The sequence below is a fragment of the Microbacterium martis genome, assembly GCF_047246685.1.
Taxonomy (GTDB): domain Bacteria; phylum Actinomycetota; class Actinomycetes; order Actinomycetales; family Microbacteriaceae; genus Microbacterium.
Genome location: NZ_JBFOKT010000003.1, coordinates 143,540 through 169,272, shown reverse-complemented (window position 1 = coordinate 169,272; position 25,733 = coordinate 143,540). Strand labels below are relative to the sequence as shown.

Sequence of the window (25,733 nt, the reverse complement as noted above, 5' to 3'; positions counted from 1 at the left end):
ATGTCAGGAGCCGAAGGATGCCGGAAGCGCGCAGTAGTCCGCGAAGCGGCGCGCGGGGTTCGCCGGGTCGGTCACGTCGACGAGCGCCGAGGCGACCGAGTGCGGCGGCTCGTCGCCCGCGAGCTGCCAGAGCGTATAGTTCCACAGGCCGCGGGACTCCTCGCTCAGCAGGTCGGCCGCACCGGAGACGATCAGCACCGTGCCGACGGCGGCATCCGCGCGGAACGGGGTGATGACCTCGGTGCGGAGCGTGTCGTCGCCGCCCGTGTGGTGCGCGCGCTCGACGGTCTGTCCGGCCCCGGTGAGCGCCGCGGCGAGCTCGTCGGCGACGCGGCGCGAGTGCTCGGCATCCGCTCCCGCTACCGCGAGAAGGCGCTTCCCGCGCGGGTACAGGTGGAGGAACTCCGAGGCGATGCCGTTCCAGACGTCGGTCATGGACTCAGGCTACGCCCGCGGAGCGGGCCGAGGGCCGAGAGCGGAGGGGCCGGATGCCGACCGGCACCCGACCCCTCCGATGCCGCAGCTATCAGTCCTCATCGGCGAGGTAGCGGGCGTAGGCCCCTGCGGTGAGGAACGCTGGGAACTCCTCGCGCAGGGCGACCTCGCGGAAGATCTCTGCCGCGTCATCGAATCGGTCGCCCTCGCGCCGCTCCGCGTCGGCCAGCACCCCGGCGATCAGGCCCTCGACGTACTCGACGGTGATGGGGGTGCCGTCGTCGGTCGACCGGTCCTGGTGGATCCACTGCCACACCTGCGACCGGCTGATCTCGGCGGTCGCGGCATCCTCCATCAGATTGTCGATCGCCACCGCGCCGAGCCCGCGCAGCCAGGCCTCGAGATAGCGGATCGCGACCGAGACGTTGTCCCGCACGCCGCGGACCGTGATCGGACTCCCGATGTGCAGATCGAGCAGATCTTGCGGCGCGACCGACACCTCGGGGCGCTGTCGGTCGAGCTGGTTCGGTCGGTCGCCGAGGACGGCATCGAACTCGGCCTGGGCGGTGGCGATGAGGTCGGGGTGCGCGACCCACGTGCCGTCGAAGCCGTCGCCGGCCTCACGCCTCTTGTCGGCCGAGACCTTCTCGATCGCCCGAGCCGTGACCTCGGGATCACGACGGTTCGGGATGAAGGCGCTCATGCCGCCGATCGCATACGCGCCCCGCTTGTGACAGGTCTGCACGAGCAGGTCGGTGTACGCCCGCATGAACGGCACCGTCATCGTCACCTCGCTGCGGTCGGGGAGCACGAAGCGGGCGCCGCGACCGCGGTAGTTCTTGATGATCGAGAAGATGTAGTCCCAGCGTCCGGCGTTGAGTCCGGCGCAGTGGTCGCGCAGCTCGTACAGGATCTCGTCCATCTCGAACGCGGCCGGCAGCGTCTCGATCAGCACGGTCGCGCGGATCGTGCCATGCGGGAGACGCAAGTAGTCCTCGCTGAACGAGAACACGTCGTCCCACAGCTTCGCCTCCTCGCTCGACTCGAGCTTCGCGAGATAGAAGTACGGTCCGCGACCGGCATCGATCAGCTCGTGCGCGTTGTGCAGGAAGTAGAGACCGAAGTCGATCAGCGAGCCGGATGCCGGGGTGCGGCGTCCCGCGCGATCGACGAAGGCGAGGTGCCTCTCGGGCAGGTGCCAGCCCCGCGGACGCATCACGATGGTGGGCGTGCGCTCGGCCGTGACGCGATACTCCTTGCCCTCGGGCGACGTGAACGAGAGCTCGCCTCGGATCGCGTCGCGGAGCGTCAGCTGGCCCTCGATGACGTTCTTCCAGGTCGGGCTCGTGGCGTCCTCCTGGTCGGCGAGCCAGACCCGCGCGCCGGAGTTCAGCGCGTTGATCGTCATCTTCGGGTCGGTGGGGCCGGTGATCTCGACGCGGCGGTCCTCGAGACCCGGTCCGGCGCCGGCGACCCGCCACGACGCGTCGCCTCGGATGTGCGCGGTGTCGTCGCGGAACCGCGGGTCGTGCCCGTTGCCGATCTCGAACCGGCGGCGCATCCGGTCCGCGAGGCGGTCGTGCCGGCGGGATGCGAAGCGGTGGTGCAGCTCGGTGAGGAACGCGATCGCCTCGAGGGTGAGGATCTCGTCGTAGCGTTCGCGGATCGAGCCGGAGATCGTGATGGCAGGACCTTGCTGGGTGGTCTGGATGGGAGCGGTGGTCGGAGGAGCGGTGGGAGTGGTCATGATGAGAGTCCTTTGCGTGGATGCCGAGACCCTCGTTTGTCGTCGAAACCCCGGGTTGTGTCGCTTGCAACACGGGGTCTCGACGGGAACCGGGGGTCTCGCGGGATCAGTGGAATTGCGCGGTCTCTGTGGAGCCGGCGAGGGCGAGGGTCGCGCTGTCGGGGTTGAGCGCGGTCGAGATGACGTCGAAGTAGCCGGTGCCCGCCTCGCGCTGGTGCCTGGTGGCGGTGTAGCCGTCGGCCTCGGCGGCGAACTCGGCCTCCTGCAGCTCGACGTACGCGCTCATGGCGCGCTCGGCGTAGCCGCGGGCGAGGTCGAACATGGAGTGGTTCAGGGCGTGGAAGCCGGCCAGGGTGATGAACTGGAACCTGTAGCCCAGCTCGGCGAGCTCCCTCTGGAACGTCGCGATCTCGGCATCCGAGAGGTGGCGCTTCCAGTTGAAGCTCGGCGAGCAGTTGTACGCGAGCATCTTGCCGGGGAACTCCGCGTGGATCGCCGCCGCGAACTCGCGCGCCAGACCGATGTCGGGCTCGCCCGTCTCGACCCAGAGCAGGTCGGCGTAGGGCGCGAAGGCGAGGCCGCGGCTGATGACGGACTCGATGCCGGGGCGGACGCGGTGGAAGCCCTCGGCCGTGCGCTCGCCGGTGAGGAACCGCTGGTCGCGCTCGTCGACGTCGCTCGTGAGCAGGTCGGCGGCGAGAGCATCCGTCCGCGCGATGATGACGGTCGGCACGCCCGCCACGTCGGCCGCGAGACGCGCCGCGTTCAGCGTGCGGATGTGCTGCTGCGTCGGCACGAGGACCTTGCCGCCCAGGTGCCCGCACTTCTTCTCGCTCGCGAGCTGGTCCTCCCAGTGGATCGCCGCGGCTCCGGCCTGGATCAGCGACTGCGCGAGCTCGTAGGCGTTCAGCGGACCGCCGAACCCGGCCTCGGCGTCGGCGACGATCGGCGCCACCCAGTCGCGGGTGACGGTGCCCTCGGCGTGCTCCAGCTGGTCCTGGCGCAGCAGGGCGTTGTTGATGCGGCGCACGACGGCCGGCACCGAGTTCGCGGGGTACAGCGACTGGTCGGGATAGGTCTGCCCGGCGAGGTTGCCGTCGGCCGCTACCTGCCAGCCCGACAGATAGATCGCCTTGAGGCCGGCGCGCACCTGCTGCACGGCCTGGCCGCCCGTGTAGGCGCCGAGCGCTCGGACGTACTCCTCGGTGTGCAGCAGGTTCCAGAGGTTCTCGGCGCCGCGATGGGCGAGCGTGGCGTCCTCGCGGACGGAGCCGCGGACGCGGATGACGTCGTCTGCCGTGTAGGTGCGCAGGACGCCGTCCCAGCGCGGGTCGGTGTCCCAGATCTCCTGCAGCTCGGCGGCCGTCTCGACCTGATCGCCTGCCCGGAGCCCGGCGGGGCGGGGTGTGCGGTTCTCGGCGGTGTTCGACATGGTGTCTCCTTCATCGGATGCCGGCGGCGATGCCGGGTGGCGTGTAACCACGATCGGTGAAGAACTGCTCTCTCCCTCACCGATCTCGGGGTGAAGATCTCGCGAAATTCTGTTTCTGTGACAGAATCGCGGCCATGGACCCTCTCAGCGACGAGAACGACACCGACGCCCTCACCATCGGGCGACGCATCCGGCAGCTTCGCACCGCGCGAGGGATGACGCTCGACGACCTCGCCTCCGCGGTGGATCGCGCGCCGAGTCAGCTGTCCATGATCGAGACCGGCAAACGAGAGCCCAAGCTCACACTGCTGCAGACGATCGCCCGCGCGCTCGGGGTCACGATCGACGCCCTGCTGGAAGGAGAGCCGCTCGACGAGCGCAGCGCCATCGAGATCGCGCTGGAGCGGGCGATGAAGGGCCAGACCTTCCAGGCGCTGGGGATCGACCCCTTCCGCATCGCGAAGAGCGTGCCGACGGAGGCGCTCAAGGCCCTGCTCGCGCTGCACGGCGAGATCGACCGGCTCCGCGACGAGCGGGCGGCGACGCCGGAGGAGGCGAGGCGCGCCAACGTCGAGCTGCGGCACCTCATGCGGCGGCAGGACAACCACTTCGCCGACCTCGAGGCGACGGCATCCGACATCCTGTCCGCCGTCGGGCACACCGGTGGTCCGGTGACGCAGCGCACGGCATCCGAGATCGCCGCTCATCTGGGATTCTCGCTGCACTACGCCCGCGACCTGCCGCAGACGACGCGCAGCGTCGCCGATCTCGCGAACGGCCGCCTCTATCTCTCGGCGCAGGTGCAGAGACGGGATGCCCGCACCGCAGTGCTGCAGGCGCTGTCGAGCCGGATGCTGGGGCACGCCGAACCGCGCAGCTACGCGGAGTTCCTGCGCCAGCGCGTGGAGACGAACTACCTCACCGGCGCTCTGCTCATTCCCGAGGCCCACGTCGTGCCCGCCCTGCAGGACGCGAAGGCGCGGCGGTCGATCTCGATCGAGGATCTGCGCGACGCCTACTCCGTGTCGTACGAGACCGCCGCGCATCGCTTCACGAATCTCGCGACCCGGCACCTCGACATTCCCGTGCACTTCCTCAAGGTGCACGAGTCGGGCACGATCACGAAGGCCTACGAGAACGACGACGTGAACTTCCCGACCGACCGCCTCGGTGCGATCGAGGGGCAGATGTGCTGTCGGCGCTGGACGAGCCGCGTCGTGTTCGAGGAGGAGGACCGGTTCAACCCCTACTACCAGTACACCGACACCGGGAACGGGACGTACTGGTGCACGGCCCGCGTCGAGGCGTCGAGCGAGGGGCTGCACTCGGTGAGCGTGGGCGTGCGCTTCGACGACACGAAGTGGTTCGTCGGGCGCGACACCCCGCACCGCGGCGTCTCGAAGCATTCGGTGGAGACGTGCTGTCGTCGCGCACCGGCCGAACTGGAGGAGCGGTGGCGCGAGCACTCCTGGCCCAATGTGAAGACGCCGCGCACGCTGCTCGCGACGCTGCCGACCGGGTCGTTCCCGGGCGTCGACACGACCGATGTGTACGAGTTCCTCGAGGCGCACGCCCCGCGCTGATCGTCTCTCAGTGGGCGGCCGCGGCGCTCAGGCGGTGAGGGGGTCGGGCGCCCACGCCGGCCAGTCGATCGCGCCGACCGGCACGCCGTGCTCGTAGGTCGCGACCAGACGGAAAGGCGCCGTGGCGGTGCTGTTGTCGAAGAACTCCGCGCGATCCGCGACCGGCCGGGCGTGCGCGATGAGGTCCCAGAGCCGCGCGTGTCTGTCGCGGATCTTCTGCTCCGGCACGTCGTGCCCACCCGCGGACGCTCGCTCGGCGACGCGGGCGACGCTCAGGTCGACGGGGATCATCATGACGTGCAGATGCACGAGGTATCCACGACGGACGGCGTCCGCCACGAGGTCGACCTTGCTGGGATGGCTGAACACGGTCTCCGTGATGAAGGACCGTTGCGCATCCAGGAGTTCGCCTCGCTTCTCGGTAGCGAGCCGCGAGGCCTCGTAGGCGTGTTCGGCGGGGGATGCGGGCCATTCGACCGCTGCGATTCGATCGGCGTTGACGACGGGCAGGTGCGTCACCGGCTGCAGGATGCGTTCGACGTACGTGGACTTGCCGGAGCCGTTGGGACCCGCCAGGAGATGGAGGACCGGCACGCGTCAGGAGTCCGAGTCGCGACCGCGCGTCACGGCGCGCCCGGCGGAGTCGGCCTCCGTCCATGTTCGTCCGGCAGCTCTGAATTCCGCGGCGAGGTCCAGGCGTGCCCGGCGCTCGACGACCTGCTCGTCCCACGTCGCTCGCACCACGGCCTGACCGTGCTCGTCGAGGTCGTCGTAGGCGGCCACGCCGGCGAGGACCCGGCGGATATCGCGGTGGTTCACTCGCGGTGAGGCCTCGAGTTCGCGTCCGATCCGTGCCCAGTGCGTGATCTGCTGGGCCGCGCTGCGGCTCTCTTCCGCACCGATCGACTTGGCCACCTCGAAGAGATCGCCGTCGACCCTGGTCGGCATACTGCTGCTCATCCCGACAGTGTAGCAAGTTGCTACGGAGGCCGGAACACGGGAGGGTCTTGAACGAACACCAAACACCTGTTAGGTTTTCGCGAATCGGAGCGCTGCGATCGGCGGCGCCGTTCTCGATGAGGAGTCACGATGAAGCGATGGATGAGTGCGGTGGCGGCGACGGGACTGGTCGTCGCGGGACTCGCGGTCGCCGGCCCCGCGGTCGCCGGTGGCAACGGACAGGGCGGTGGATCCGGCGGCGGTCATGGCGGAGGCAAGCCCGGCACCGCGGAACTGAATCGCTGGGCGATCGACACGTGGCGGTCCCTCGACGCCATGACCGACGAGCAGACCGGTCTGCCGTCCGACAACGTGACTGGTGACCTGCAGACGCCCGGGGCCTATACCTCGCCGACCAACATCGGCGGATACCTGTGGTCGACGGTCACGGCGCGCGACCTCGGCATCATCGGCGACGACGAGGCCCGCGAGCGCCTCGCGACGACGCTCGACACCCTCTCCGGACTCGAGCGCAACGACGCCAGCGGCATGTTCTACAACTGGTACTCGCCCACGACGGGGGAGAAGCTCACGACGTGGCCGGACTCCGGCGACCCGGTGCACCCGTTCCTCAGCACGGTCGACAACGGTTGGCTCGCTGCCGCCCTGCGCATCGTGCGCGAGGCCGAACCCGACCTCGCAGCGCAGGCCGACACCCTCTACGACTCCATGGACTTCGGAGCGTTCTTCGACCCCGCCGGCGCCGCAGGGCTTCCGGCCGGCACGAACCGAGGCGGGTTCTGGGATGCCGCTCCGCCGGACTGCAGCGTCGAGGCGCCCATGTACAACGGCTCCGGCGCGACCGCCTATTACACGTGCCACCACTACGACACGACCGTGAGCGAGAGCCGCATCGCGACGTATCTCGGCATCGCGAACGGACAGATCCCCGCGACCGCGCTGTCCGGCACGCATCGCACCATGCCCCCTGGGTGCGACTGGGCGTGGCAGGAGCAGCTGCCCCAGGGCGAGTACCGCGCCTACGACGGCATCGAGGTCTGGGAGGGCACGTACCAGTACGGCGGGATGTCGTTCGTGCCGAGCTGGGGCGGCAGCATGTTCGAGTCGCTGATGCCCGACCTGCTCGTGCCCGAGACGACCTGGGGCCCGAAGTCGTGGAAGCTCAATCATCCGATCACCGTCGCGGTGCAGAAGCAGCACGGCCTCGACGAGGCGGGCTACGGCTATTGGGGCTTCTCCCCGGCGAGCGACCCGTTCGGCGGTTACGCCGAGTACGGCGTCGACATCGCCGGCATGCGCTCGGACGGTTACACGTCGGATGCCGAGAAGACCGATGTCGACATCGACCGCCCCGGATGCTCGACGGGGATCAACCCCGATCCGGAGTTCGGCGACGGCGTCGTGACCCCGCATGCGGCGTTCCTCGCGCTGCCGTACGACCGACAGGGCGCGCTGAGCAACCTCGAGGGCATCGAGAACGACCTCGGCGCCTATGGACCCGGCGGGTTCTACGACGCCGTCGCGGTGAAGAGCGGCACAGTCGCCGAGCGGTACCTGTCGCTCGACCAGTCGATGATCATGGCCGCCATCGGCAACGAGCTCACGAGAGATACACTCAAGGACTACTTCGTGGACCGCGAGATGGAGCAGACGCTGCGGCCCGCCATGAAGCAGCAGGTATTCGGCTCGTCGTGGGGAGCGGGGCACGGCCACGGCGGCTGAGCGCCCTCACCGCGTCGGCGGACGGGAGCGGGCAGTGAGCACGGATCAGCAGCCGGTCGTCGGGCGTGGACGCCGTGGTCCGTACGCGGCGGGTCAGGCCCGACGGCAGGCGATCGTCGACGAAGCGCTGGCGGTGTTCTCCCGCACCGGATTCCACGGGGGATCCCTGCGGGAGATCGCGAAGCGCGTCGGCGTCACGCCCGCGGGTCTGCTGCACCACTTCGCCGACAAGGAGGAGCTCTTCGCCGAGGTGCTGCGGCAGCGCGACGAGAAGGTGCGCGCCGCGGCCGGAGAGCCCGCCGAGCACACGCTGATCGAGCAGGCGAGGCGGGTCGTGTCGTACAACCAGACCTCTCGGGGCCTCACCTCGCTGTACGCGATCGTGTCGGCGGAGGCCACGGACGCCGATCACCCGTCGCACGCCGACTTCGCCGCGCGCTATCGCGATCGCGCCGCCGAGGCCGAGGAGATCCTGCGCCGCGGACAGGATGCCGGCGAGGTGCGCGCCGACATCGACCCCGCCCACGCGGCGCGGCTGATCAGCGCCGTGATGGACGGCATCCAGCTGCAGTGGCTGCTCGACGACTCCGTCGACATGGTGCCGCTCTTCGAGGAGTTCGTGGGACGGTACCTGAACCCGCCGGGTGGCGACTGATTCGACGACGGCGACCGGTCAGTCGCGCGCCGTCTGCAGCAGCGCCCAGAGCTCGGCGCGGGCAGGAAACGTCGACAGGTCCGTGTCCAGCAGCGCCCCGGCCTGCGCGATGCGGGAGCGCAGGGTGTGGCGATGCACGCCGATCGCGGCGGCCGCCGGATCGCCCTTCGCGTCGTGCTCCAGCCAGATGCGCAGGGTGCGCTCGAGGTCGCCCGCCGTGCGCAGGTCGTGCGCGCGCAGCGGCGCGAGCCGGGATTCGGCGAGCAGCCGTGCCTCGTCGGTCGCCAGCGCGCCGAGGATGCTGGATCCGGCGGCGTCGGCGTAGCGACGCACACCGGCGCCCGGGCGCTGGCGCAGAGCCGCGACGGCCTGGGCGTGTGCGCGCGAGAACGAGTCGTAGGACTCGGGGGCGGAGACGCCGATGCGGATGCCGAAGCGCGCGGCGACGTCGTCGAGCAGCCCCTCGTCGTCCACCGAGACGCACAGCACCACCCCGTCGTCGGAGTCGGCCACGAAAGACGCGGTGCCGTCTTCGACCCTGCGGTGCTCCCACCACTCCGTCAGCGGTCCGACCGGAGCGTCGTGGGCGACCGCGACGACGAACGGCGCGGGAGGAAGTGCTCCGAGCACGCGACGGGCGAGCGTCGGATCGTCGTCCTGCAACGAGGCCAGCAGTTGCGAGTGCAGGCGGCGGCGACTGCGGGCGAGCTGCTCGCTCTGCTCGAGGGCGAGCCCCGCCATCGCGATCACCGAGGTGACGACCGTGCGGGCCTCGGGGTCGAGCCCGTCGATCCCGAGGGCGATGACCCCGCGCAGGCGGCCGCCGCGGCCGATGGTGAACAGCATGAACGACTCGTCGTCCGCGGTGAGCGACTGCCCGGCCTCGAGTCCGCGGGTGAGCACCTCTGCGACGTGCTGCGCCAGTACCCGCTGCGCCCCGCCGTCGAGGGCGTCACGGGGATACGACGACTGCAGGGCTCCGGAGGCGTCGAACATGCCCACCCAGGCGCCGAGCCGGCGGCCGAGCTCGGCCAGGGTCGCATCGAGGCCGCGAGGTCGCAGCGCCGCCAGAGCGAGGGCGCGCTGCGTGTCGAGCGCCCAGGACCGGCGTGCGTAGGCCTGCGCCGCGATGGCCTCCGAATGGGCCCGGGCCACCGCGATGAACGGCGTGCGGTAGGGGACCTCGAACAGCGGCATCGCGCGGCGCGCGCAGGCCGCGACGAGCTCGTCGGGGATGCCGGCGCGATGCACTTCCGTACCGAAGCCGAGGCCCAGCACGCCGCGGTCGGCGAGGCGGTCGACGTAGACGTCGATGCCGATGTCGCCGTCGAACTGCGTGCCCGTCGTGAGGAGCGCGAGGTCTTCGGCGAGGAACGGCGTGGGGTCGGCGAGATCGGAGCTGTGCACCCACCGCAGCGGACGATCGAGCATCGCTTCGGCCCGGTCGTCGGTCGCAGACACGAGGCGGAGTCCCAGATCCCGGCGACCCAGGAGCGTGCGGATGGTCGGATGCTCGGTGATCTCCATCACGTCCCCTCCGTCGATGTACGTCCTGGCGACCTCTTCTCCGAGATTGTACAGTTCGGCGAGTGCCGTGCTGTCGGCTGCGGTCGTACGCTCGCGACATGGCACTCCTCGACACCGCAGCTGTTGCAGTTCCCCTCGGCGGACCCGAGCTCCCCCAGGAGCGACGCCTCGTCACCGAGCTCCCCGGGCCCCGTTCGGCCGAGATCCTCGCCCGCAAGGCGGATGCCGTCGCCGCGGGTGTCGGCCACACCGTGCCGGTCGCGACCGTCGCCGCGGGAGGTGGCGTCGTGGTCGACGCCGACGGCAACTCGCTCATCGACCTCGGGTCGGGTATCGCCGTGACCACGGTCGGCAACGCGCACCCCAAGGTCGCCGCCGCGGTCGCCGCCCAGGCGGCGCAGTTCACGCACACCTGCTTCATGATCTCGCCGTACGAGTCGTACATCGACGTCGCCGAGGCGCTGAACCGGATCACCCCCGGCGACTTCGCGAAGAAGAGCGCGCTGTTCAACTCGGGCGCCGAGGCCGTCGAGAACGCCATCAAGATCGCGCGCAAGCACACCGGCCGTCAGGCCGTCGTCGCCTTCGACCACGGCTACCACGGCCGCACGAACCTGACCATGGCGCTCACCGCCAAGTCGATGCCCTACAAGAGCGGCTTCGGCCCGTTCGCCCCCGAGGTCTACCGGGCCCCGATGTCGTATCCGTTCCGCGACGGACTCGCCGGCCCCGAGGCGGCGGCGCGCGTCATCCTGCAGCTCGAGAAGCAGATCGGCGCCGACAACCTCGCCGCCGTCATCATCGAGCCCATCCAGGGCGAGGGCGGGTTCATCGTGCCGGCCGAGGGCTTCCTCCCGGCGATCGCCTCCTGGTGCCGTGCGAACGGCGTGGTCTTCATCGCCGACGAGGTGCAGACGGGCTTCGCGCGCACCGGCCACATGTTCGCGAGCGAGATCTTCGGCATCGAGCCCGACCTCATCACCACGGCCAAGGGCATCGCCGGTGGCCTGCCCCTCGCCGCCGTCACCGGGCGCGCCGAGATCATGGACGCGTCGCACACCGGCGGCCTCGGCGGCACGTACGGCGGCAACCCGATCGCCTGCGCCGCGGCGCTCGCCGCGATCGACGTCTTCGAGAACGACGGCCTCATCGAGCGGGCCCGCGAGATCGGCGCGATCCTCACCGATCGTCTCGAGGCGATCCAGGCGCAGGACCCCCGTGTCGGCGACGTCCGCGGGCACGGCGCGATGATCGCCGCCGAGTTCGTCGATCCCGAGACCGGGGCGCCGGATGCCGCGCTCACGGCTGCGGTCGCGAAGGCCTGCATCGCGCAGGGCGTCATCGTGCTCACGTGCGGCACCTACGGCAACGTCATCCGGTTCCTCCCTCCGCTGGCGATCGGAGACGATCTGCTGAACGAGGGCCTCGACGTGGTCGCCGCGGCGCTCGCCGACGCCTGACACCCCTGTCCGGTCGCGACCCAGAAATCGGGGGATTGCGGGTCGCGACCGGCATTTCTCTCTCCCCCACCCGACGAAGGAGTTGCCGATGGCCGAGATCACCCGCGATGTACTTATCATCGGCGCCGGAGCCGCAGGGCTCACGGCGGCGAACGACCTGCGCAAGGCCGGCCTGTCGGTCGCGGTCCTCGAAGCGCGCGATCGCGTGGGCGGCCGCCTGTGGACCGACGTCATCGACGGCGCGATGCTCGAGATCGGCGGGCAGTGGGTGTCGCCCGACCAGGACGCGCTGAAGGACGCCATCGAGGAGCTCGGGCTCGAGACCTACAGCCGCTACCGCGAGGGCGACAGCGTCTACGTCGGGCCCGACGGCCAGGCGCACCGCTTCACGGGTGAGATGTTCCCCGTGGCGCCTGCGACCGAGGCCGTGATCGCCGAGATCACGTCGCGGCTCGACGCGATGGTGGCCGAGATAGACCCCGATCGGCCGTGGGAGCACCCGAAGGCGGAGGAGTGGGACACCGTCACCTGGGACGCGTGGCTGCGCGCCCAGACCGACGACGACGAGGCGGTCCGCAACCTCGCGTTCGCCACCGGCACGGCCATGCTCACCAAGCCGACCCATGCGTTCTCGCTGCTGCAGTCGCTGCTCATGGCCGCATCGGCCGGGTCGTACTCGAACCTCGTCGACGCCGACTTCATCCTCGACAAGCGCGTGGTCGGCGGCCTGCAGCAGGTGCCGTTGCGACTCGCCGAGCGCCTGGGCGACGACGTGCTGCTGAACCAGCCCGTGCGCAGCCTGGAGTGGGGCCCGTCGACCGGCTCAGGCGCCCAGGGGGGAGTGGTGGCGACCACCGACGAGCTCACGGTCCGCGCCCGCTTCGCGATCCTGGCGCACGCGCCGGTGCTGTACAGTCGCATCGCGTTCGTGCCGCCGCTGCCGCGACGACAGCACCAGCTGCATCAGCACCTGTCGATGGGCTTCGTGATCAAGGTGCACGCCGTGTACGACCGCCCGTTCTGGCGCGAGCAGGGCCTGAGCGGCACGGCCTTCAGCCCGTACGAGCTCTCGCACGAGGCGTACGACAACACCAACCACGGCGACGAGCGCGGAACCCTGGTCGGGTTCGTCAGCGATCAGAACGCCGACGACGTCTTCGAGCTCTCGGCCGAGGAGCGCAAGGAGCGCATCCTCGAATCCCTCTCGCACTACTACGGACCCGAGGCCAAGAACCCCGTCGTCTACTACGAGAGCGACTGGGGCACCGAGGAGTGGACGCGCGGCGCCTACGCCGCCAGCTTCGACATGGGCGGCCTGCACCGCTACGGACCCGACCTGCGCACCCCGGTGGGACCCATCCACTTCGCCTGCAGCGACATGGCCGGCGCCGGGTACCAGCACGTCGACGGGGCGATCCGCATGGGCCGCCTCGCCGCCGCGAACATCGTCGACGCGATCCGCGACACCACCGCCGAGAGCGTCGCCTGATGACCGGCTCGGTCGTCGTCGGCTACACCGCGACCGATTCGGGAGCGGATGCCGCGGCCCTCGGTGCGCGGCTCGCCCGCAGTCTCGGCGCGACGCTGCACCTCGTCATCGTGCTTCCGAAGGAGGGCACGCGCAATGCGGCCGTCCCGCCGGAGCGCGCCTACGAGGAGCACATCCGCCGACAGGGGAAGAAGTGGCTCGCCGACGCGGTCGTGCGCCTGCCGCAGGAGCTCACCCGCACCGGCCATGTGCGGTTCGGGGAATCCTTCGCCGAAGGACTCATCGCCGCGGGCGAGGAGTTCGATGCGCGCGTCATCGTCGTGGGCGCGGCCGGGGGCGGCCTCTTCGGTCGTCATCGACTCGGCAGCGTCGCATCCGAGCTCCTGCACTCCTCCACCATTCCCGTCGCGCTCGCTCCGGCGGGCACCTCGCAGCAGGACGACCACGTCATCCCGCGGGTCACGGCGGCCATCGGCACGCGTCCCGGAGCCGACGCGCTGCTCGACGAGGCGGTCGCCCTCGCCGGGGACACCGGCGTGGATCTCCGGCTCGTCTCCCTCGTGCCGTTCGACATTCCGCCGGGCCTCGACACCGGTGCGATCCGCGTGGTGGGCAGCACCCACGCGCAGGACGTGCTCGCGGTGGCGAAGGAGCTCCTCCCCGCGGAACTGAACGCGGCCGTCGAGGAGGCGCCCGGCGACAGCGTCGAAGACGCCGTCGCGAACCTCACCTGGCTCCCCGGCGAGGTCGTCCTCGTCGGCTCGTCGCGGCTCGCGCAGCCGCGTCGGCTGTTCCTGGGCTCCACGGCGGCGAAGATGCTGCATGAGCTGCCCGTTCCGATGATCGTCGTCCCGCGCACCCGCGCCGAAGCAGGAGTCCGCTGATGAGCAGCACGAACCGGGCGACGGAGCCCGCATCCGGTGTCACGACCGGCATCTCGACGAAGGGACTGAGCGCCGGCGCCGTCGGCGTGCTCGGCGCCGTCGTCATCGGCGTGTCGACGATCGCCCCCGCGTACACGCTCACCGCCTCGCTCGGCCCCACGGTCGCCGTCGCGGGCACCCAGGTGCCCGCGATCATCCTGGTCGGCTTCATCCCGATGCTGCTGACGGCGTTCGGCTACCGCGAGCTCAACCGCGAGATGCCCGACTCGGGCACCTCGTTCACGTGGGGCGTGCGCGCCTTCGGTCCGTGGATCGGCTGGATGACGGGGTGGGGCCTCATCGCCGCGACCGTCATCGTGCTGTCGAACCTCGCCGGCATCGCGGTGGAGTTCCTGTTCCTGCTGATCTCGCAGATCAGCGGCAACCCCGACATCGCCGATCTGGCCTTCAACCCGATCATCAACGTCGTCGTCTGTCTGCTGTTCATGCTCGGCGCGACGCTCGTGTCGTACCGCGACATGCAGACGACGCAGAAGTTCCAGTACATCCTGGTGAGCTTCCAGGTGGCGGTGCTGGTGATCTTCGCCGTCGTCGCCGTCGTCAAGGCGGTGTCGGGCGACGCGCCCGCGCCGACCGCCTTCGACTGGGCGTGGTTCAACCCCTTCGAGGTGCCGACGTTCAGCGCGTTCGCCGCCGGTCTGTCGCTGTCGATCTTCATCTTCTGGGGGTGGGACGTCGTCCTCACCATGAACGAGGAGACCAAGAACCCGGCCAAGACCCCCGGCCGCGCGGCGATGCTCACGGTCGTGATCGTGGTGAGCCTGTACCTGCTGCTGTCGATCGGCCTGATCATGTTCGCCGGCGTCGGCGACGGCGCCCTGGGTCTCGCGAACGACGACATCTCTGCCAACGTCTTCTTCGCGCTGTCCGACCCGGTGCTCGGTCCGCTCGCCTTCCTCGTGTCGCTGGCGGTGCTGTCGAGCTCGGCCGCGTCGCTGCAGTCGACGGCGGTCGGCCCGGCGCGCACCCTGCTGGCCATGGGGCACTACGGCGCCCTGCCCGAGAGGTTCGCGCGGGTGAGCCCGCGGTTCTTCACGCCCGGGTACGCCACCATCGTGTCGGCCGTGGTCGCCTCGGCCTTCTACGCGGTGATGCGCCTGCTCAGCGAGAACGTCCTCACCGACACGATCCTGTCGCTCGGGATGATGATCTGCTTCTATTACGGACTCACCGCGTTCGCGTGCGTCTGGTACTTCCGCAAGCAGTGGTTCGACTCGGCCCGCAGCTTCTTCTTCACCTTCCTGTTCCCCCTCGTCGGCGGCGGCATCCTCGCGGTGCTGTTCGTCACCACCCTCATCGATTCGATGGACCCCGCCTACGGCAGCGGCTCGAGCATCGGCGGCCTGGGCCTCGTGTTCGTGCTCGGCATCACGGTGATCGTCGTCGGCATCGTCATCATGATCTGGCAGGCGATCCGTCGCCCCGCCTTCTTCCGCGGCGAGACCCTCGGCATGGACGCCCCGCCGAGCCGCCGCCGTCGCTGACCAGAACTCCCCACAGAAAGAGAACCCATGAGCACTCAGACCGAGCAGTCCCTGCTCGACAGCATCCCCTCCGGCCTCTTCATCGGCGGCGAGTGGACGGATGCCGAGACCGGCGGAACCTTCGACGTGCAGGACCCGTCCACCGGGGCCGTGATCAAGACCATCGCGGACGCGACGCCGGCCGACGGCATCCGGGCTCTGGACGCGGCGGTCGCCGCCCAGGAGTCGTGGGCGGCGACCGCCCCGCGCGTGCGCAGCGACATCCTCCGCCGGGCCTTCGACCTCGTGCAGGTGCACAAGGAGGACCTGGCGCTGCTGATGACGCTCGAGATGGGCAAGCCGCTCGCCGAGGCGCGTGGCGAGGTCGGCTACGGCGGAGAGTTCCTGCGCTGGTTCAGCGAGGAGGCCGTGCGCATCAGCGGCCGATACGGCATCAACCCCGAGGGAACGGGGAACATGGTCGTGTCGCAGCGACCGGTCGGCCCGTCGTTCTTCGTCACACCGTGGAACTTCCCGTTCGCGATGGCGACCCGCAAGATCGCGCCCGCGCTCGCCGCCGGGTGCACCGTGGTGATCAAGCCCCCGGCCCTCACGCCGCTGACGACCATGTTCTTCACCAAGCTGCTGGCCGAGGCGGGGCTCCCCGCCGGTGTCGTGAACGTGGTGCAGACGTCGAAGTCGTCGGCGCTGTCGGCGCCGATCATCGCCGACCCGCGTCTGCGCAAGCTCTCCTTCACCGGGTCGACCGAGGTGGGCCGCAAGCTCATCGCACAGGCCGCCGAGGGAGTGCTGCGCGTGTCGATGGAGCTCGGCGGCAACGCGCCGTTCGTCGTGTTCGACGACGCCGACCTCGACAAGGCGGTGGAGGGCGCGCTGCTGGCGAAGTTCCGCAACATCGGCCAGGCGTGCACCGCGGCCAACCGTTTCATCGTCCACGAGGACGTGGCGGAGGAGTTCGCCCGCCGGGTCACCGAGCGGGTCCAGGCGATGAAGGTCGGCCGCGGCACCGAGGAGGGCGTCGCGATCGGACCGCTCATCGACGAGGACGCCGTCGCCAAGGCCGACGAGCTCGTCGGAGACGCCGTCGAGCGCGGTGCCACTCTGCTCGCCGGCGGCAAGACGGTCGAGGGCACCGGCACGTTCTACGAGCCGACGGTGCTGACCGACGTCGTGCCGGGCAGCGCGATCCTCCGCGAGGAGATCTTCGGACCGGTGCTCGCCATCGCCACCTTCGCCACCGAAGACGACGCGGTGCGCCTCGCGAACGACACGGAGTACGGCCTCGTGTCGTACGTCTTCACCGAGAACCTCCAGCGCGGCCAGCGGATGATCGACAAGCTCGAGACCGGCATGATGGGTCTCAACGTGGGCGTGGTCTCGAACGCCGCGGCGCCGTTCGGCGGGGTCAAGCAGTCGGGTGTCGGACGCGAAGGCGGCTTCGAGGGCATCCACGAGTACCTGTCCACCAAGTACACGCTGATCCCGGTCTCCTGAATCACGGTGTGGGTCCCTGAGCTTGTCGAAGGGCCCACACCTTCCCGCACCCGAGAGGACGAACACCATGACCGACTACGCCGTCATCAACCCCGCGACCGGAGAGACGCTGCAGTCCTTCGAGACCTTCACCGACGCGCAGATCGACGACGCCGTCGCGGCAGCCGACGAGGCGCACCGCGGGTGGTCGCGATCGTCGACCGTCGCCGAGCGGGCGGCCCTCGTGCGCCGCGTCGCCGAGCTGCACCGCGAGCACCGCGACGCGCTCGCCGACATCTTCGTGCGCGAGATGGGCAAGCCGCGGGAGGCCGCGCTCGGCGAGGTCGACTTCGCCGCCGACATCGCCGAGTACTACGCCGATCAGGCCGAGGCCATCATGGCCGATCAGCCGATCTCGATCCTGGGGGAGGGGTCGGCCGTCATCCGCCGCTCTTCGCTCGGACCGCTGGTGGGCATCATGCCGTGGAACTTCCCCGCGTATCAGATCGTCCGCTTCGCTGCGCCGAACCTCATCGTGGGCAACACGATCCTGCTGAAGCCGGCGCCGCAGTGCCCCGAGTCGTCGACCGCCATCGCCGCGATCTACGACGAGGCGGGCTTCCCGCCCGGCGCCTACCAGAACGTGCTGGCCACCAACGAGCAGATCGCGAAGATGATCGCCGACCCGCGAGTGCAGGGGGTGTCGCTCACGGGCTCCGAGCGTGCCGGTGCCGCCGTCGCCGAGGTCGCCGGTCGGCATCTGAAGAAGGTCGCGCTGGAGCTGGGCGGGTCCGACCCGTTCATCGTGCTCTCGACCGACGACCTCGACGCGACCGTGCAGGCGGGCGTCGACGCGCGTCTCGACAACAACGGTCAGGCGTGCAACGGCGCCAAGCGGTTCATCATCGTCGACGAGCTCTACGACGCGTTCGTCGAGAAGTTCACCGCCGCGATGGCGGCCGTCGAGGCGACCGATCCGATGCTCGACGACACGGTCCTCGGGCCGGTGTCGTCCGAGGCGGCGGCCGAGAACCTGCAGAAGCAGATCGACACCGCCGTGTCGCAGGGCGCGACGCTGCTCACCGGCGGCACGCGCGAGGGCACTTTCTTCGCGCCGACCGTGCTGGCCGACGTCACCCCGGCGATGGACGTCTACCGCGAGGAGCTGTTCGGCCCGGCGGCGGTCGTGTACCGCGTGGCCGACGAGGATGCGGCGATCGCGCTGGCGAACGACACCACGTTCGGCCTGGGATCGTACGTCTTCACGACGGATGCCGCACAGGCCCAGCGCGTGGCCGACCGGATCGAGGCCGGCATGGTCTACGTGAACCTCGTGCTCGCCGACAGCCCGGAGCTGCCGTTCGGCGGCATCAAGCGCAGCGGCACCGCGCGGGAGTTGGGACACCTCGCCGCCGACGAGTTCGTCAACAAGAAGCTCATCCGCGTGGGCTGAGCGGCGGGTCCTTGCCGTGCGCACGCACTGAAGGAGATCCCGCGGAATGAAGGAGCGGATGCCGCATCCGCTCCTTCAGGACGCGGGATCTCCTTCGTCGTGTGCGCGCTGTCAAGGGGCGGCCCCGTCTGCAGCCCCGCGCGTAGGGTCGGAGCATGGTCACCGTCGCTGAGAACATCGTCAAGACGCTGCGCGCCAACGGAGTGGATCACGTCTACGGGCTTCCGGGCGATTCGCTCAACGGCCTCACCGACGCCATACGCAAGGACGGTTCGATCCGCTGGGTGCACGTGCGACATGAGGAGTCCGCGGCCTTCGCCGCCGCCGCGGATGCCGGCACGACAGGCGAGCTCGCCGTCGCTGCGGGATCGTGCGGGCCGGGGAACCTCCACCTCATCAACGGCCTCTACGATGCGAACCGTTCGCGCGTCCCCGTGCTCGCCATCGCCGCGCACATCCCGACGACCGAGATCGGGACGGGCTACTTCCAGGAGACCCACCCGCAGGAGCTGTTCCGTGAGTGCAGCGTCTACGTCGAGTACGTCGCCGAGCCGTCGCAGATGCCGCGCCTGCTCGAGATCGCGATGCGGGCCGCCATCGAGCAGCGCGGCGTCGCGGTCCTGGTCATCCCCGGCGACGTCGCCCTCGCCGACATCGACGACGACCGTGCCGTCGTGATCGAACGCACGCGGTCCGTCGCCGTGCCCAGCGCGCCGGAGCTCGAGAAGGCCGCGACGCTGCTCAACGCGGCGAAGAAGGTGACGATCCTCGCCGGCGCCGGCGTGGAGGGCGCACACGACCAGGTGATCGCGCTCGCCGACCGGCTGGCCGCACCCATCGTGCATGCTCTGCGCGGCAAGGAGCACATCGAGTACGACAATCCCTTCGACGTCGGGATGACGGGACTGCTCGGATTCGCGTCCGGCTTCCGCGCGATGGAGGCCGCCGACACGCTTCTGGTGCTGGGCAGCGACTTCCCCTACCCGCAGTTCTATCCCGAGCACGCCACCACGATCCAGGTCGACATCCGCGGCGCGCAGCTCGGCAAGCGGCATCCGCTCGATCTCGGCCTCGTCGGCGACGTCGGCGCCACCGCCGAAGCACTCCTCCCGCGGCTCGCCGAGCGCGCCGACCGCGGCCACCTCGACGACGCCCTCGCGCATTACCGCAAGACGCGCACGAAGCTCGACGAGCTGGCGGTGCCGGCCAAAGGCGGGCGCCCGATCCACCCGCAGTACCTCGCCCGACTGCTCGACGCGCACGCGGCCGACGACGCGATCTTCACCGCCGACGTCGGCTCACCGACGGTGTGGGCGGCCCGCTACCTGTCGATGACCGCGGACCGACGCCTCATCGGATCGTTCACGCACGGTTCGATGGCGAACGCCCTCATGCACGGCATCGGCGCGCAGGTCGCGCACCCCGATCGCCAGGTGGTGGCGTTCGCCGGCGACGGAGGTCTCGCCATGATGCTGGGGGAGCTGCTCACCCTCACGCAGAACGACCTGCCGGTGAAGACGATCGTCGTCGACAACTCCTCGCTGAACTTCGTCGAGCTCGAGATGAAGGCCGCCGGATTCGTCACCTACGGCACAGGTCTCGACAACCCCAGCTTCGCCGCGATCGCGCAGGCGATGGGGATCTTCGCGCGCCGCGTCGAGCGGAGCGAAGACCTTCCGGATGCCGTGCGCGAGGTCCTCGCCCACGACGGCCCCGCCCTGCTCGACGTGGTCACCGAACGGCAGGAGCTCTCCATGCCTCCCGCGATCGAGGCCGCACAGGTCAAGGGCTTCGCGCTGTACGCCATCCGGACCGTGATGTCCGGACGAGGGGATGAGCTGCTCGACCTCGCCCGGGCGAACTGGCGCCAGTTGTTCTGAGCGCGGCATCCGTCGGTTCGGCTTCCTCCGGAGGATGCCGTATGCTGGGGGAGCAGTTGTTCTCTGCATTCTTTCGCCGTGCCTGGGGTCTTCGGACCACGGGGCGGCCGGCGGAATGGGAGGACACCCCGAGGCCTCAGGTCTCTAGGGCGGTAGCTCAATTGGCAGAGCAGCGGTCTCCAAAACCGCAGGTTGCAGGTTCGATTCCTGTCCGCCCTGCGCGTCAGTGCAACGCTGGCACACGAAAGGTACATTCAGGATGGATCAGGAAGAACCGCGCGGCGAGCTGGTCGCGGCCGGCGCCACCCGCGAGAAGAAGGGCAACCCCTTCTCCCGGTTCTTCGGGGGCATCGCCCTGTTCATCCGTCAGGTCATCGCCGAGCTCCGCAAGGTCGTCACCCCGACTCGCAAGGAGCTGTTCAAGTTCACCGGTGTGGTGCTCGTCTTCGTTCTCATCGTCATGGGCATCGTCTACGGCTTGGACACTCTGTTCGCGTTCGTGACGCATTGGGTGTTCGGAATCCCCGACTGATGACGCCCGCGGCCGAGGCCGCAGCTATGGAGAAGAAGCAACGTGTCTGAACGATATTCCGACGACGCCGACTGGGCGACCGCCGCAGAGCAGTCCAGCGAGGAGGACGAGGCCCAGGAGGGCAACGTCCTCGCCGCGGAGGAGCTCTCGGTCACCTCGGCCGAGCACGTCGCAGTCCACGTCGAAGACGAGGATGCGGCGGACGACATCGTGGACGACACCGACATCGACATCGACGACCCGGAGGCAGACGCGATCGTGAACGACGCTCTCAACCTGGACGAAGCGGCGGAGTCCGAGGCCGCCGCTGAGGTCCTGAACGATTCGGCGGCGGAAGAGGCCGCCGAGCAGCAGGCCGCAGCCGCCGACGAGGTCACCCCGTACGACGGCCCCGACGTGAACGGCGATGAGGACGCCCCCGTGCTCGACCCCGAGGAGGTCTCCGAGATCCAGGATGCCGCCGCCGTGGTCGACGCCGCCGAGGAGGCCGAGCAGGCTGGCGCCGACGTCGAGGAGGACCCGTACGAGGCCTTCCGCATGGACCTCCGGATGCTTCCCGGCAAGTGGTACGTCATCCACTCCTACGCGGGCTTCGAGCGCAAGGTCAAGGCGAACATCGAGCAGCGCAAGTCGACGCTCGAGGTCGAGGACGAGATCTACCAGATCGAGGTCCCGATGGAGGACGTCGTCGAGATCAAGAACGGCCAGCGCAAGATGGTCACCCGCGTGCGCATCCCCGGCTACGTGCTCGTGCGCATGGAGCTCACGGAAGACACCTGGTCGGTCGTCCGCCACACGCCCGGTGTCACCGGCTTCGTGGGCAACGCCCACAACCCCACGCCGCTGCGCTTCGAAGAGGCCTTCAACATGCTGAAGTCGCTCGTCGAGGTGAAGGACGTCCCGACCGCGAAGAACATCGCGTCGAAGGGCGGCGTCGCCGTCGCTCGTCCGCTGCCGGCCGAGGTCGACTTCGAGGTCGGCGAGACCATCACGATCAAGGAGGGCTCGTTCGCGGGTCTGCCCGGGTCGATCAGCGAGATCAAGCCCGAGAGCGGCAAGCTCACGGTGCTCGTGTCGCTGTTCGAGCGCGAGACGCCGGTCGAGCTGTCGTTCGACCAGGTCACCAAGATGATCTGACACCCGTCATCGGAACGGCCGTCCCTTCGGGGGGCGGCCGTTCCTCGTTCCGGTGATAGATGGAAAACGTCGCTGAACATGCCCGTTCCGAGACGTTTTCCATCCATCGTGGCGTCGGGTAGACTGTTGTGGTTTGTGCGGCGGCCCCTGGGCCCCTGAGCTCGTCGAAGGGCGCGCAGACGACCGCAGCCCGGAGATGCCGGGTTCGCGGGAGAAGCGGATGCTGCTCGCATCCGCCTCGAGGAAAGGAAAGAGAATGGCACCGAAGAAGAAGGTGACCGGCCTGATCAAGCTTCAGATCAACGCCGGTGCAGCCAACCCGGCGCCGCCGATCGGCCCCGCGCTCGGTCAGCATGGCGTCAACATCATGGAGTTCTGCAAGGCGTACAACGCCGCGACCGAGTCGCAGCGCGGCAACGTCATCCCCGTCGAGATCACCGTCTACGAGGACCGCAGCTTCACCTTCGTCCTGAAGACCCCGCCCGCGGCGGAGCTCATCAAGAAGGCCGCCGGCATCCCCAAGGGATCGTCGACCCCGCACACTGTCAAGGTCGCGAAGATCACCAAGGACCAGGTCCGTCAGATCGCCGAGACCAAGCAGGCCGACCTGAACGCGAACGACATCGAGGCCGCCTCGAAGATCATCGCCGGCACCGCCCGCTCCATGGGCATCACGGTCGAGGGCTGAGGGAGATAATCATGGCTACGAAGTCCAAGGCTTACCGCGCTGCCGCCGAGAAGATCGAGGCAGACCGTTTCTACACCCCGTCCGAGGCCGTCGCCCTGGCCAAGGAGACCGGCTCGTCGAAGTTCGACGCCACCGTCGAGGTCGCGCTGAAGCTCTCGGTCGACCCCCGCAAGGCCGACCAGATGGTGCGCGGCACCGTCATCCTGCCGCACGGCACCGGCAAGACCGCACGCGTCATCGTGTTCGCGACGGGTCCCGCCGCTGAGGCGGCGATCGCCGCGGGCGCCGATGAGGTCGGTGGCGCCGAGCTCATCCAGAAGGTCGCCGACGGCTGGACCAACTTCGACGCAGCGGTCTCGACGCCGGAGCTCATGGGCCAGGTCGGTCGCCTCGGAAAGGTGCTGGGTCCGCGTGGACTCATGCCGAACCCGAAGACCGGCACGGTGACCCCGAACACGGCCAAGGCCGTCGAGGACATCAAGGGCGGAAAGATCGAGTTCCGCGTCGACAAGCACGCCAACGTGCACTTCGTCGTGGGCAAGGCGTCGTTCACCGCCGAGCAGCTGAACGAGAACATCGACGCAGCGCTCGAGGAGATCGTCCGCCTCAAGCCGTCGAGCTCGAAGGGCCGTTACATCCAGAAGGGCGCCGTGTCGACCACCTTCGGCCCCGGCATCCCGCTGGACGTCAACGCGATCTGACCTTCGCGTCGCGAACAGAAAGGCCCCCGCTCCGGCGGGGGCCTTTCCGCGTCCGGGCCGGCGGCCCGCCGCTCAGGCGAGCACGGGGAGCAGGAGGCTCACCGCGATGGCGATCATCACGACGGCGATCATCGCGTCGAGGACGCGCCACGACCGCGGCGTGCGCAGCCAGCGTCCGACGAAGCGGGCGCCGAAGCCCAGCGCCGTGAACCACAGGATGCTGGCCGACACCGCCCCGGCCGCGAAGAGCCAGCGCTGATCCCCGTGCGTCGTCGCGATCGACCCGAGCATGAGGACGGTGTCGAGGTAGACGTGCGGGTTCAGCCAGGTGAGGGCGAGCACCGTGACGACCACCGGTGCCAGCCGCGGACGGGCGAGAGTCGCGGTGCCGGGAGCACGACCACCTCGCACCGCGCCGTCGGAGGCGGCGGATGCTGCCGCATCGGCTCCGGCGTCGAGCCCGGCGTCGCCGCCGCGCCAGGCGCGATGCGCGGCGAGCAGTCCGTAGACCAGGAGGAACAGCGCGCCCGCCCACCTGGCCACGACCACCAGCCAGGGTGCGGCGCTGATGACGTAGCCGAGGCCGGCGACGCCGGCGATGATGAGCACGGCGTCGGAGAGCGCGCAGACGACGACGACCGCCAGCACGTGCTCGCGCCGGATTCCCTGCCGCAGCACGAAGACGTTCTGCGCACCGATGGCGACGATGAGCGAGAGGCCGACGCCGAGACCGGCGATGAGGGAGAGCATGCCTCCAGGGTAAGAAACCGTGGATCGACAGTACCAGCGAAGATTTCTATAGAACCATTAGCATCGCTGATGTGATCATCGATCCCGAACTCGCCGCCACGTTGGCCGCCGTCGCCGACGAGGGCACGCTCGACGCCGCGTCCCGTCGGCTGCGCATCACGCCGTCGGCGGTGAGTCAGCGGCTCAAGACACTCGAACAGCAGCTCGGCCGCATCCTCTTCGTGCGCACCAAACCGGCTCGGCTCACCGAGGCGGGGGAGGCGGTCGTGCGGCTCGCGCGGCAGGTCGCCCTCCTCGAGCACGACGCGCTCGCCGGCGTCGGCATCGATGACGGGGACAGGGCGCGGCGCATCACCGTTCCGCTGGCCGTGAACGCCGACTCACTGGCCACCTGGTTCCTGGCGCCGCTCGCCCGGCTCTCCGCCGCCCACGCGATCGACTTCGACCTCCATCGCGACGACCAGAACTTCACCGCCCGGCTGCTCGAGTCGGGAACGGTGATGGCCGCCGTCACCAGCGAGGCACGACCGGTCGCGGGATGCTCGGTCGCGCCCCTGGGCGTGATCGAGTACCGGGCCGTCGCCGCACCCGACTTCGCGGCACGGTGGTTCCCCGACGGGGCCGGGGAGTCCGCGCTGAGCGCGGCGCCGTTCGTCGACTTCGACCGTCGCGACACCCTGCAGCACGACTGGCTGGCCGCGAACGGGGTGGCCCACCAGGGGGTGCCGCGGCACTTCGTGCCTGCGTCGCACGACTACGCGATGGCGGTCGAACTGGGTCTCGGCTGGGGCATGCTGCCGCTGCTCCAGGAGTCCACCGGACTGATCCGGCTCGGGGGTCCTGCGCTGCGGGTCGAGCTCTACTGGCAGCAGTGGAACCTGCGCTCGGAGCTCCTCGACACGATCGCGGCCGAGATCGCGGCCGAGGCGCGGCGCGTGCTGCAGCCCTGAGCCCGATGCCGCGTCCTCGGCGGCCCGTCAGTCGGCCAACGCGAGCGCGCGGAAGGCGTCGCGCTCGCGCAGCTGCTCTCGCCGACTGGCGGGAAGCGGAGCCGTGCGCGACGGAGGCTGCTGCCCCGTGGTGCGCCGGTAGAGCTCGTCGATGAGGAGCGTCGCGAGAGACACGAGCTTGGCGATCTCGCGCTCGTCGCGGTCGATCCACACGCAGCGCGGCTCGTCGTGGATCGGCGAGAAGTCGACGTGCTGCTCCCAGACGAACAGGGTGCGCTCCGCACCCAGCACATGCTGCTGCCACCAGACCTGACGGAGGTAGGTGCGGGGGATGCCGCTCCACGGCTTGTTCGTGGTCTTGATCTCGGCGAGCTTCACCCGTCCCGCCGTGTCGACGGCGATGCCGTCGGGGGTGGCGAGGTGCCGATGCTCGACTTCGGCCCGGAAGAGGGCGGAGGAGGGGAGGATGCCGTGGGTCGCCGCGACCCAGGCGGCGATCTCGGGTTCGCGTCGCCGCCCGTGGTCGGTGTAGGCGTTGCCGCCGAACCGCGGGCCACCGCCCAGCTTGGCGTCGGCGGCGCGGATGATCGAGCGTTCGCTGGTCAGTCCGGCCACATCGGTGGCGGTGATGCCCCGTGATCGTGCTCGCATCCACGCGACGCGGTCGCGGGAGTCCGCGACGATGCGCGCGGCGAGTTCGGGGTTCACTCCTCGACCCTAACCCCGGTCGC

Annotated in this window: 23 protein-coding genes and 1 tRNA gene; 16 read left to right on the top strand and 8 right to left on the bottom strand. The window is 69.7% G+C overall.

Annotated features, from left to right (window positions below; translation table 11 throughout):
• Positions 1-3: 3 nt before the first annotated feature.
• The 3 genes from AB3M90_RS14390 to aceA form a co-directional block, all read right to left on the bottom strand.
• Positions 4-435 (bottom strand): hypothetical protein, encoded by a 432-nt coding sequence (locus tag AB3M90_RS14390; RefSeq protein ID WP_412953129.1) that lies wholly within the window; start codon positions 433-435, stop codon positions 4-6.
• A 91-nt stretch (positions 436-526) separates the two neighbouring features.
• Entirely contained in the window at positions 527-2,182 is a 1,656-nt protein-coding gene (aceB, locus tag AB3M90_RS14385) for a malate synthase A (RefSeq protein WP_412953126.1), read from the bottom strand.
• Positions 2,183-2,288: 106 nt separating this feature from the next.
• On the bottom strand, positions 2,289-3,614 hold the full coding sequence (gene aceA / locus AB3M90_RS14380) for an isocitrate lyase (protein WP_412953123.1): 1,326 nt from the start codon (positions 3,612-3,614) through the stop codon (positions 2,289-2,291).
• A 134-nt stretch (positions 3,615-3,748) separates the two neighbouring features.
• Here aceA and AB3M90_RS14375 point away from each other — a divergent pair, with 134 nt between their 5' ends.
• Positions 3,749-5,197 (top strand): helix-turn-helix domain-containing protein, encoded by a 1,449-nt coding sequence (locus tag AB3M90_RS14375; protein WP_412953121.1) that lies wholly within the window; start codon positions 3,749-3,751, stop codon positions 5,195-5,197.
• A 27-nt stretch (positions 5,198-5,224) separates the two neighbouring features.
• Here the strand turns inward: AB3M90_RS14375 and AB3M90_RS14370 are convergent, their stop codons facing one another.
• Positions 5,225-5,791, bottom strand: coding sequence for an ATPase (locus AB3M90_RS14370; RefSeq protein WP_412953118.1), 567 nt, complete (start codon positions 5,789-5,791; stop codon positions 5,225-5,227).
• A gap of 3 nt (positions 5,792-5,794) precedes the next feature.
• Positions 5,795-6,157, bottom strand: a complete 363-nt coding sequence (locus tag AB3M90_RS14365; RefSeq protein WP_412953115.1) for a TA system antitoxin ParD family protein — start codon at positions 6,155-6,157, stop codon at positions 5,795-5,797.
• Positions 6,158-6,286: 129 nt separating this feature from the next.
• Here AB3M90_RS14365 and AB3M90_RS14360 point away from each other — a divergent pair, with 129 nt between their 5' ends.
• Positions 6,287-7,879 carry a glucoamylase family protein gene (locus AB3M90_RS14360; protein WP_412953113.1) on the top strand — a complete coding sequence of 531 codons (1,593 nt, stop codon included), beginning with the start codon at positions 6,287-6,289 and terminating at the stop codon, positions 7,877-7,879.
• Positions 7,880-7,913: 34 nt separating this feature from the next.
• On the top strand, positions 7,914-8,534 hold the full coding sequence (locus AB3M90_RS14355; RefSeq protein WP_412953110.1) for a TetR/AcrR family transcriptional regulator: 621 nt from the start codon (positions 7,914-7,916) through the stop codon (positions 8,532-8,534).
• A gap of 18 nt (positions 8,535-8,552) precedes the next feature.
• On the opposite strand, the gene AB3M90_RS14350 is transcribed toward AB3M90_RS14355, so the two are convergent.
• Positions 8,553-10,061 carry a PucR family transcriptional regulator gene (locus AB3M90_RS14350; protein WP_412953108.1) on the bottom strand — a complete coding sequence of 503 codons (1,509 nt, stop codon included), beginning with the start codon at positions 10,059-10,061 and terminating at the stop codon, positions 8,553-8,555.
• Between the two features lie 98 nt (positions 10,062-10,159).
• Between AB3M90_RS14350 and gabT the strand changes: the two genes are divergently transcribed.
• From gabT to rplA, 12 genes are all read left to right on the top strand, one after another.
• Complete coding sequence (gabT, locus tag AB3M90_RS14345; RefSeq protein WP_412953105.1) at positions 10,160-11,521, top strand: 4-aminobutyrate--2-oxoglutarate transaminase; 1,362 nt, start codon at positions 10,160-10,162, stop codon at positions 11,519-11,521.
• An 88-nt stretch (positions 11,522-11,609) separates the two neighbouring features.
• Entirely contained in the window at positions 11,610-13,010 is a 1,401-nt protein-coding gene (locus AB3M90_RS14340; RefSeq protein WP_412953103.1) for a flavin monoamine oxidase family protein, read from the top strand.
• Positions 13,010-13,894, top strand: a complete 885-nt coding sequence (locus AB3M90_RS14335; protein ID WP_412953101.1) for a universal stress protein — start codon at positions 13,010-13,012, stop codon at positions 13,892-13,894. Before AB3M90_RS14340 ends, AB3M90_RS14335 begins: the two co-directional genes overlap by 1 nt.
• Positions 13,894-15,438, top strand: a complete 1,545-nt coding sequence (locus tag AB3M90_RS14330) for an APC family permease (protein WP_412953099.1) — start codon at positions 13,894-13,896, stop codon at positions 15,436-15,438. The genes AB3M90_RS14335 and AB3M90_RS14330 overlap by 1 nt, the downstream gene beginning before the upstream one ends.
• A 27-nt stretch (positions 15,439-15,465) precedes the next feature.
• Positions 15,466-16,932, top strand: a complete 1,467-nt coding sequence (locus tag AB3M90_RS14325) for an NAD-dependent succinate-semialdehyde dehydrogenase (RefSeq protein ID WP_412953097.1) — start codon at positions 15,466-15,468, stop codon at positions 16,930-16,932.
• Positions 16,933-16,999: 67 nt separating this feature from the next.
• Positions 17,000-18,364, top strand: a complete 1,365-nt coding sequence (locus AB3M90_RS14320) for an NAD-dependent succinate-semialdehyde dehydrogenase (protein ID WP_412953095.1) — start codon at positions 17,000-17,002, stop codon at positions 18,362-18,364.
• 155 nt (positions 18,365-18,519) lie between these two features.
• Complete coding sequence (poxB, locus tag AB3M90_RS14315; protein ID WP_412953093.1) at positions 18,520-20,244, top strand: ubiquinone-dependent pyruvate dehydrogenase; 1,725 nt, start codon at positions 18,520-18,522, stop codon at positions 20,242-20,244.
• Between the two features lie 146 nt (positions 20,245-20,390).
• Positions 20,391-20,463 (top strand) — tRNA-Trp (locus tag AB3M90_RS14310).
• Positions 20,464-20,503: 40 nt separating this feature from the next.
• On the top strand, positions 20,504-20,776 hold the full coding sequence (gene secE, locus AB3M90_RS14305) for a preprotein translocase subunit SecE (RefSeq protein WP_412953090.1): 273 nt from the start codon (positions 20,504-20,506) through the stop codon (positions 20,774-20,776).
• A gap of 42 nt (positions 20,777-20,818) precedes the next feature.
• Entirely contained in the window at positions 20,819-21,913 is a 1,095-nt protein-coding gene (gene nusG / locus AB3M90_RS14300; protein WP_412953087.1) for a transcription termination/antitermination protein NusG, read from the top strand.
• A gap of 256 nt (positions 21,914-22,169) precedes the next feature.
• The gene (gene rplK, locus AB3M90_RS14295; RefSeq protein ID WP_412953085.1) at positions 22,170-22,601 is read left to right on the top strand and encodes a 50S ribosomal protein L11; all 432 of its coding nucleotides are present in this window, start codon (positions 22,170-22,172) and stop codon (positions 22,599-22,601) included.
• 11 nt (positions 22,602-22,612) lie between these two features.
• Positions 22,613-23,302, top strand: a complete 690-nt coding sequence (gene rplA / locus AB3M90_RS14290; RefSeq protein WP_412953082.1) for a 50S ribosomal protein L1 — start codon at positions 22,613-22,615, stop codon at positions 23,300-23,302.
• Between the two features lie 72 nt (positions 23,303-23,374).
• Here rplA and AB3M90_RS14285 read toward each other — a convergent pair whose 3' ends face one another.
• Entirely contained in the window at positions 23,375-24,052 is a 678-nt protein-coding gene (locus tag AB3M90_RS14285) for a LysE/ArgO family amino acid transporter (protein ID WP_412953079.1), read from the bottom strand.
• 71 nt (positions 24,053-24,123) lie between these two features.
• Here AB3M90_RS14285 and AB3M90_RS14280 point away from each other — a divergent pair, with 71 nt between their 5' ends.
• Positions 24,124-25,002: a LysR family transcriptional regulator ArgP gene (locus AB3M90_RS14280; RefSeq protein WP_412953076.1), complete on the top strand. Its 879-nt coding sequence runs from the start codon at positions 24,124-24,126 to the stop codon at positions 25,000-25,002.
• A gap of 27 nt (positions 25,003-25,029) precedes the next feature.
• Here the strand turns inward: AB3M90_RS14280 and AB3M90_RS14275 are convergent, their stop codons facing one another.
• On the bottom strand, positions 25,030-25,710 hold the full coding sequence (locus tag AB3M90_RS14275; protein ID WP_412953074.1) for a YqaJ viral recombinase family protein: 681 nt from the start codon (positions 25,708-25,710) through the stop codon (positions 25,030-25,032).
• Positions 25,711-25,733 lie beyond the last annotated feature (23 nt).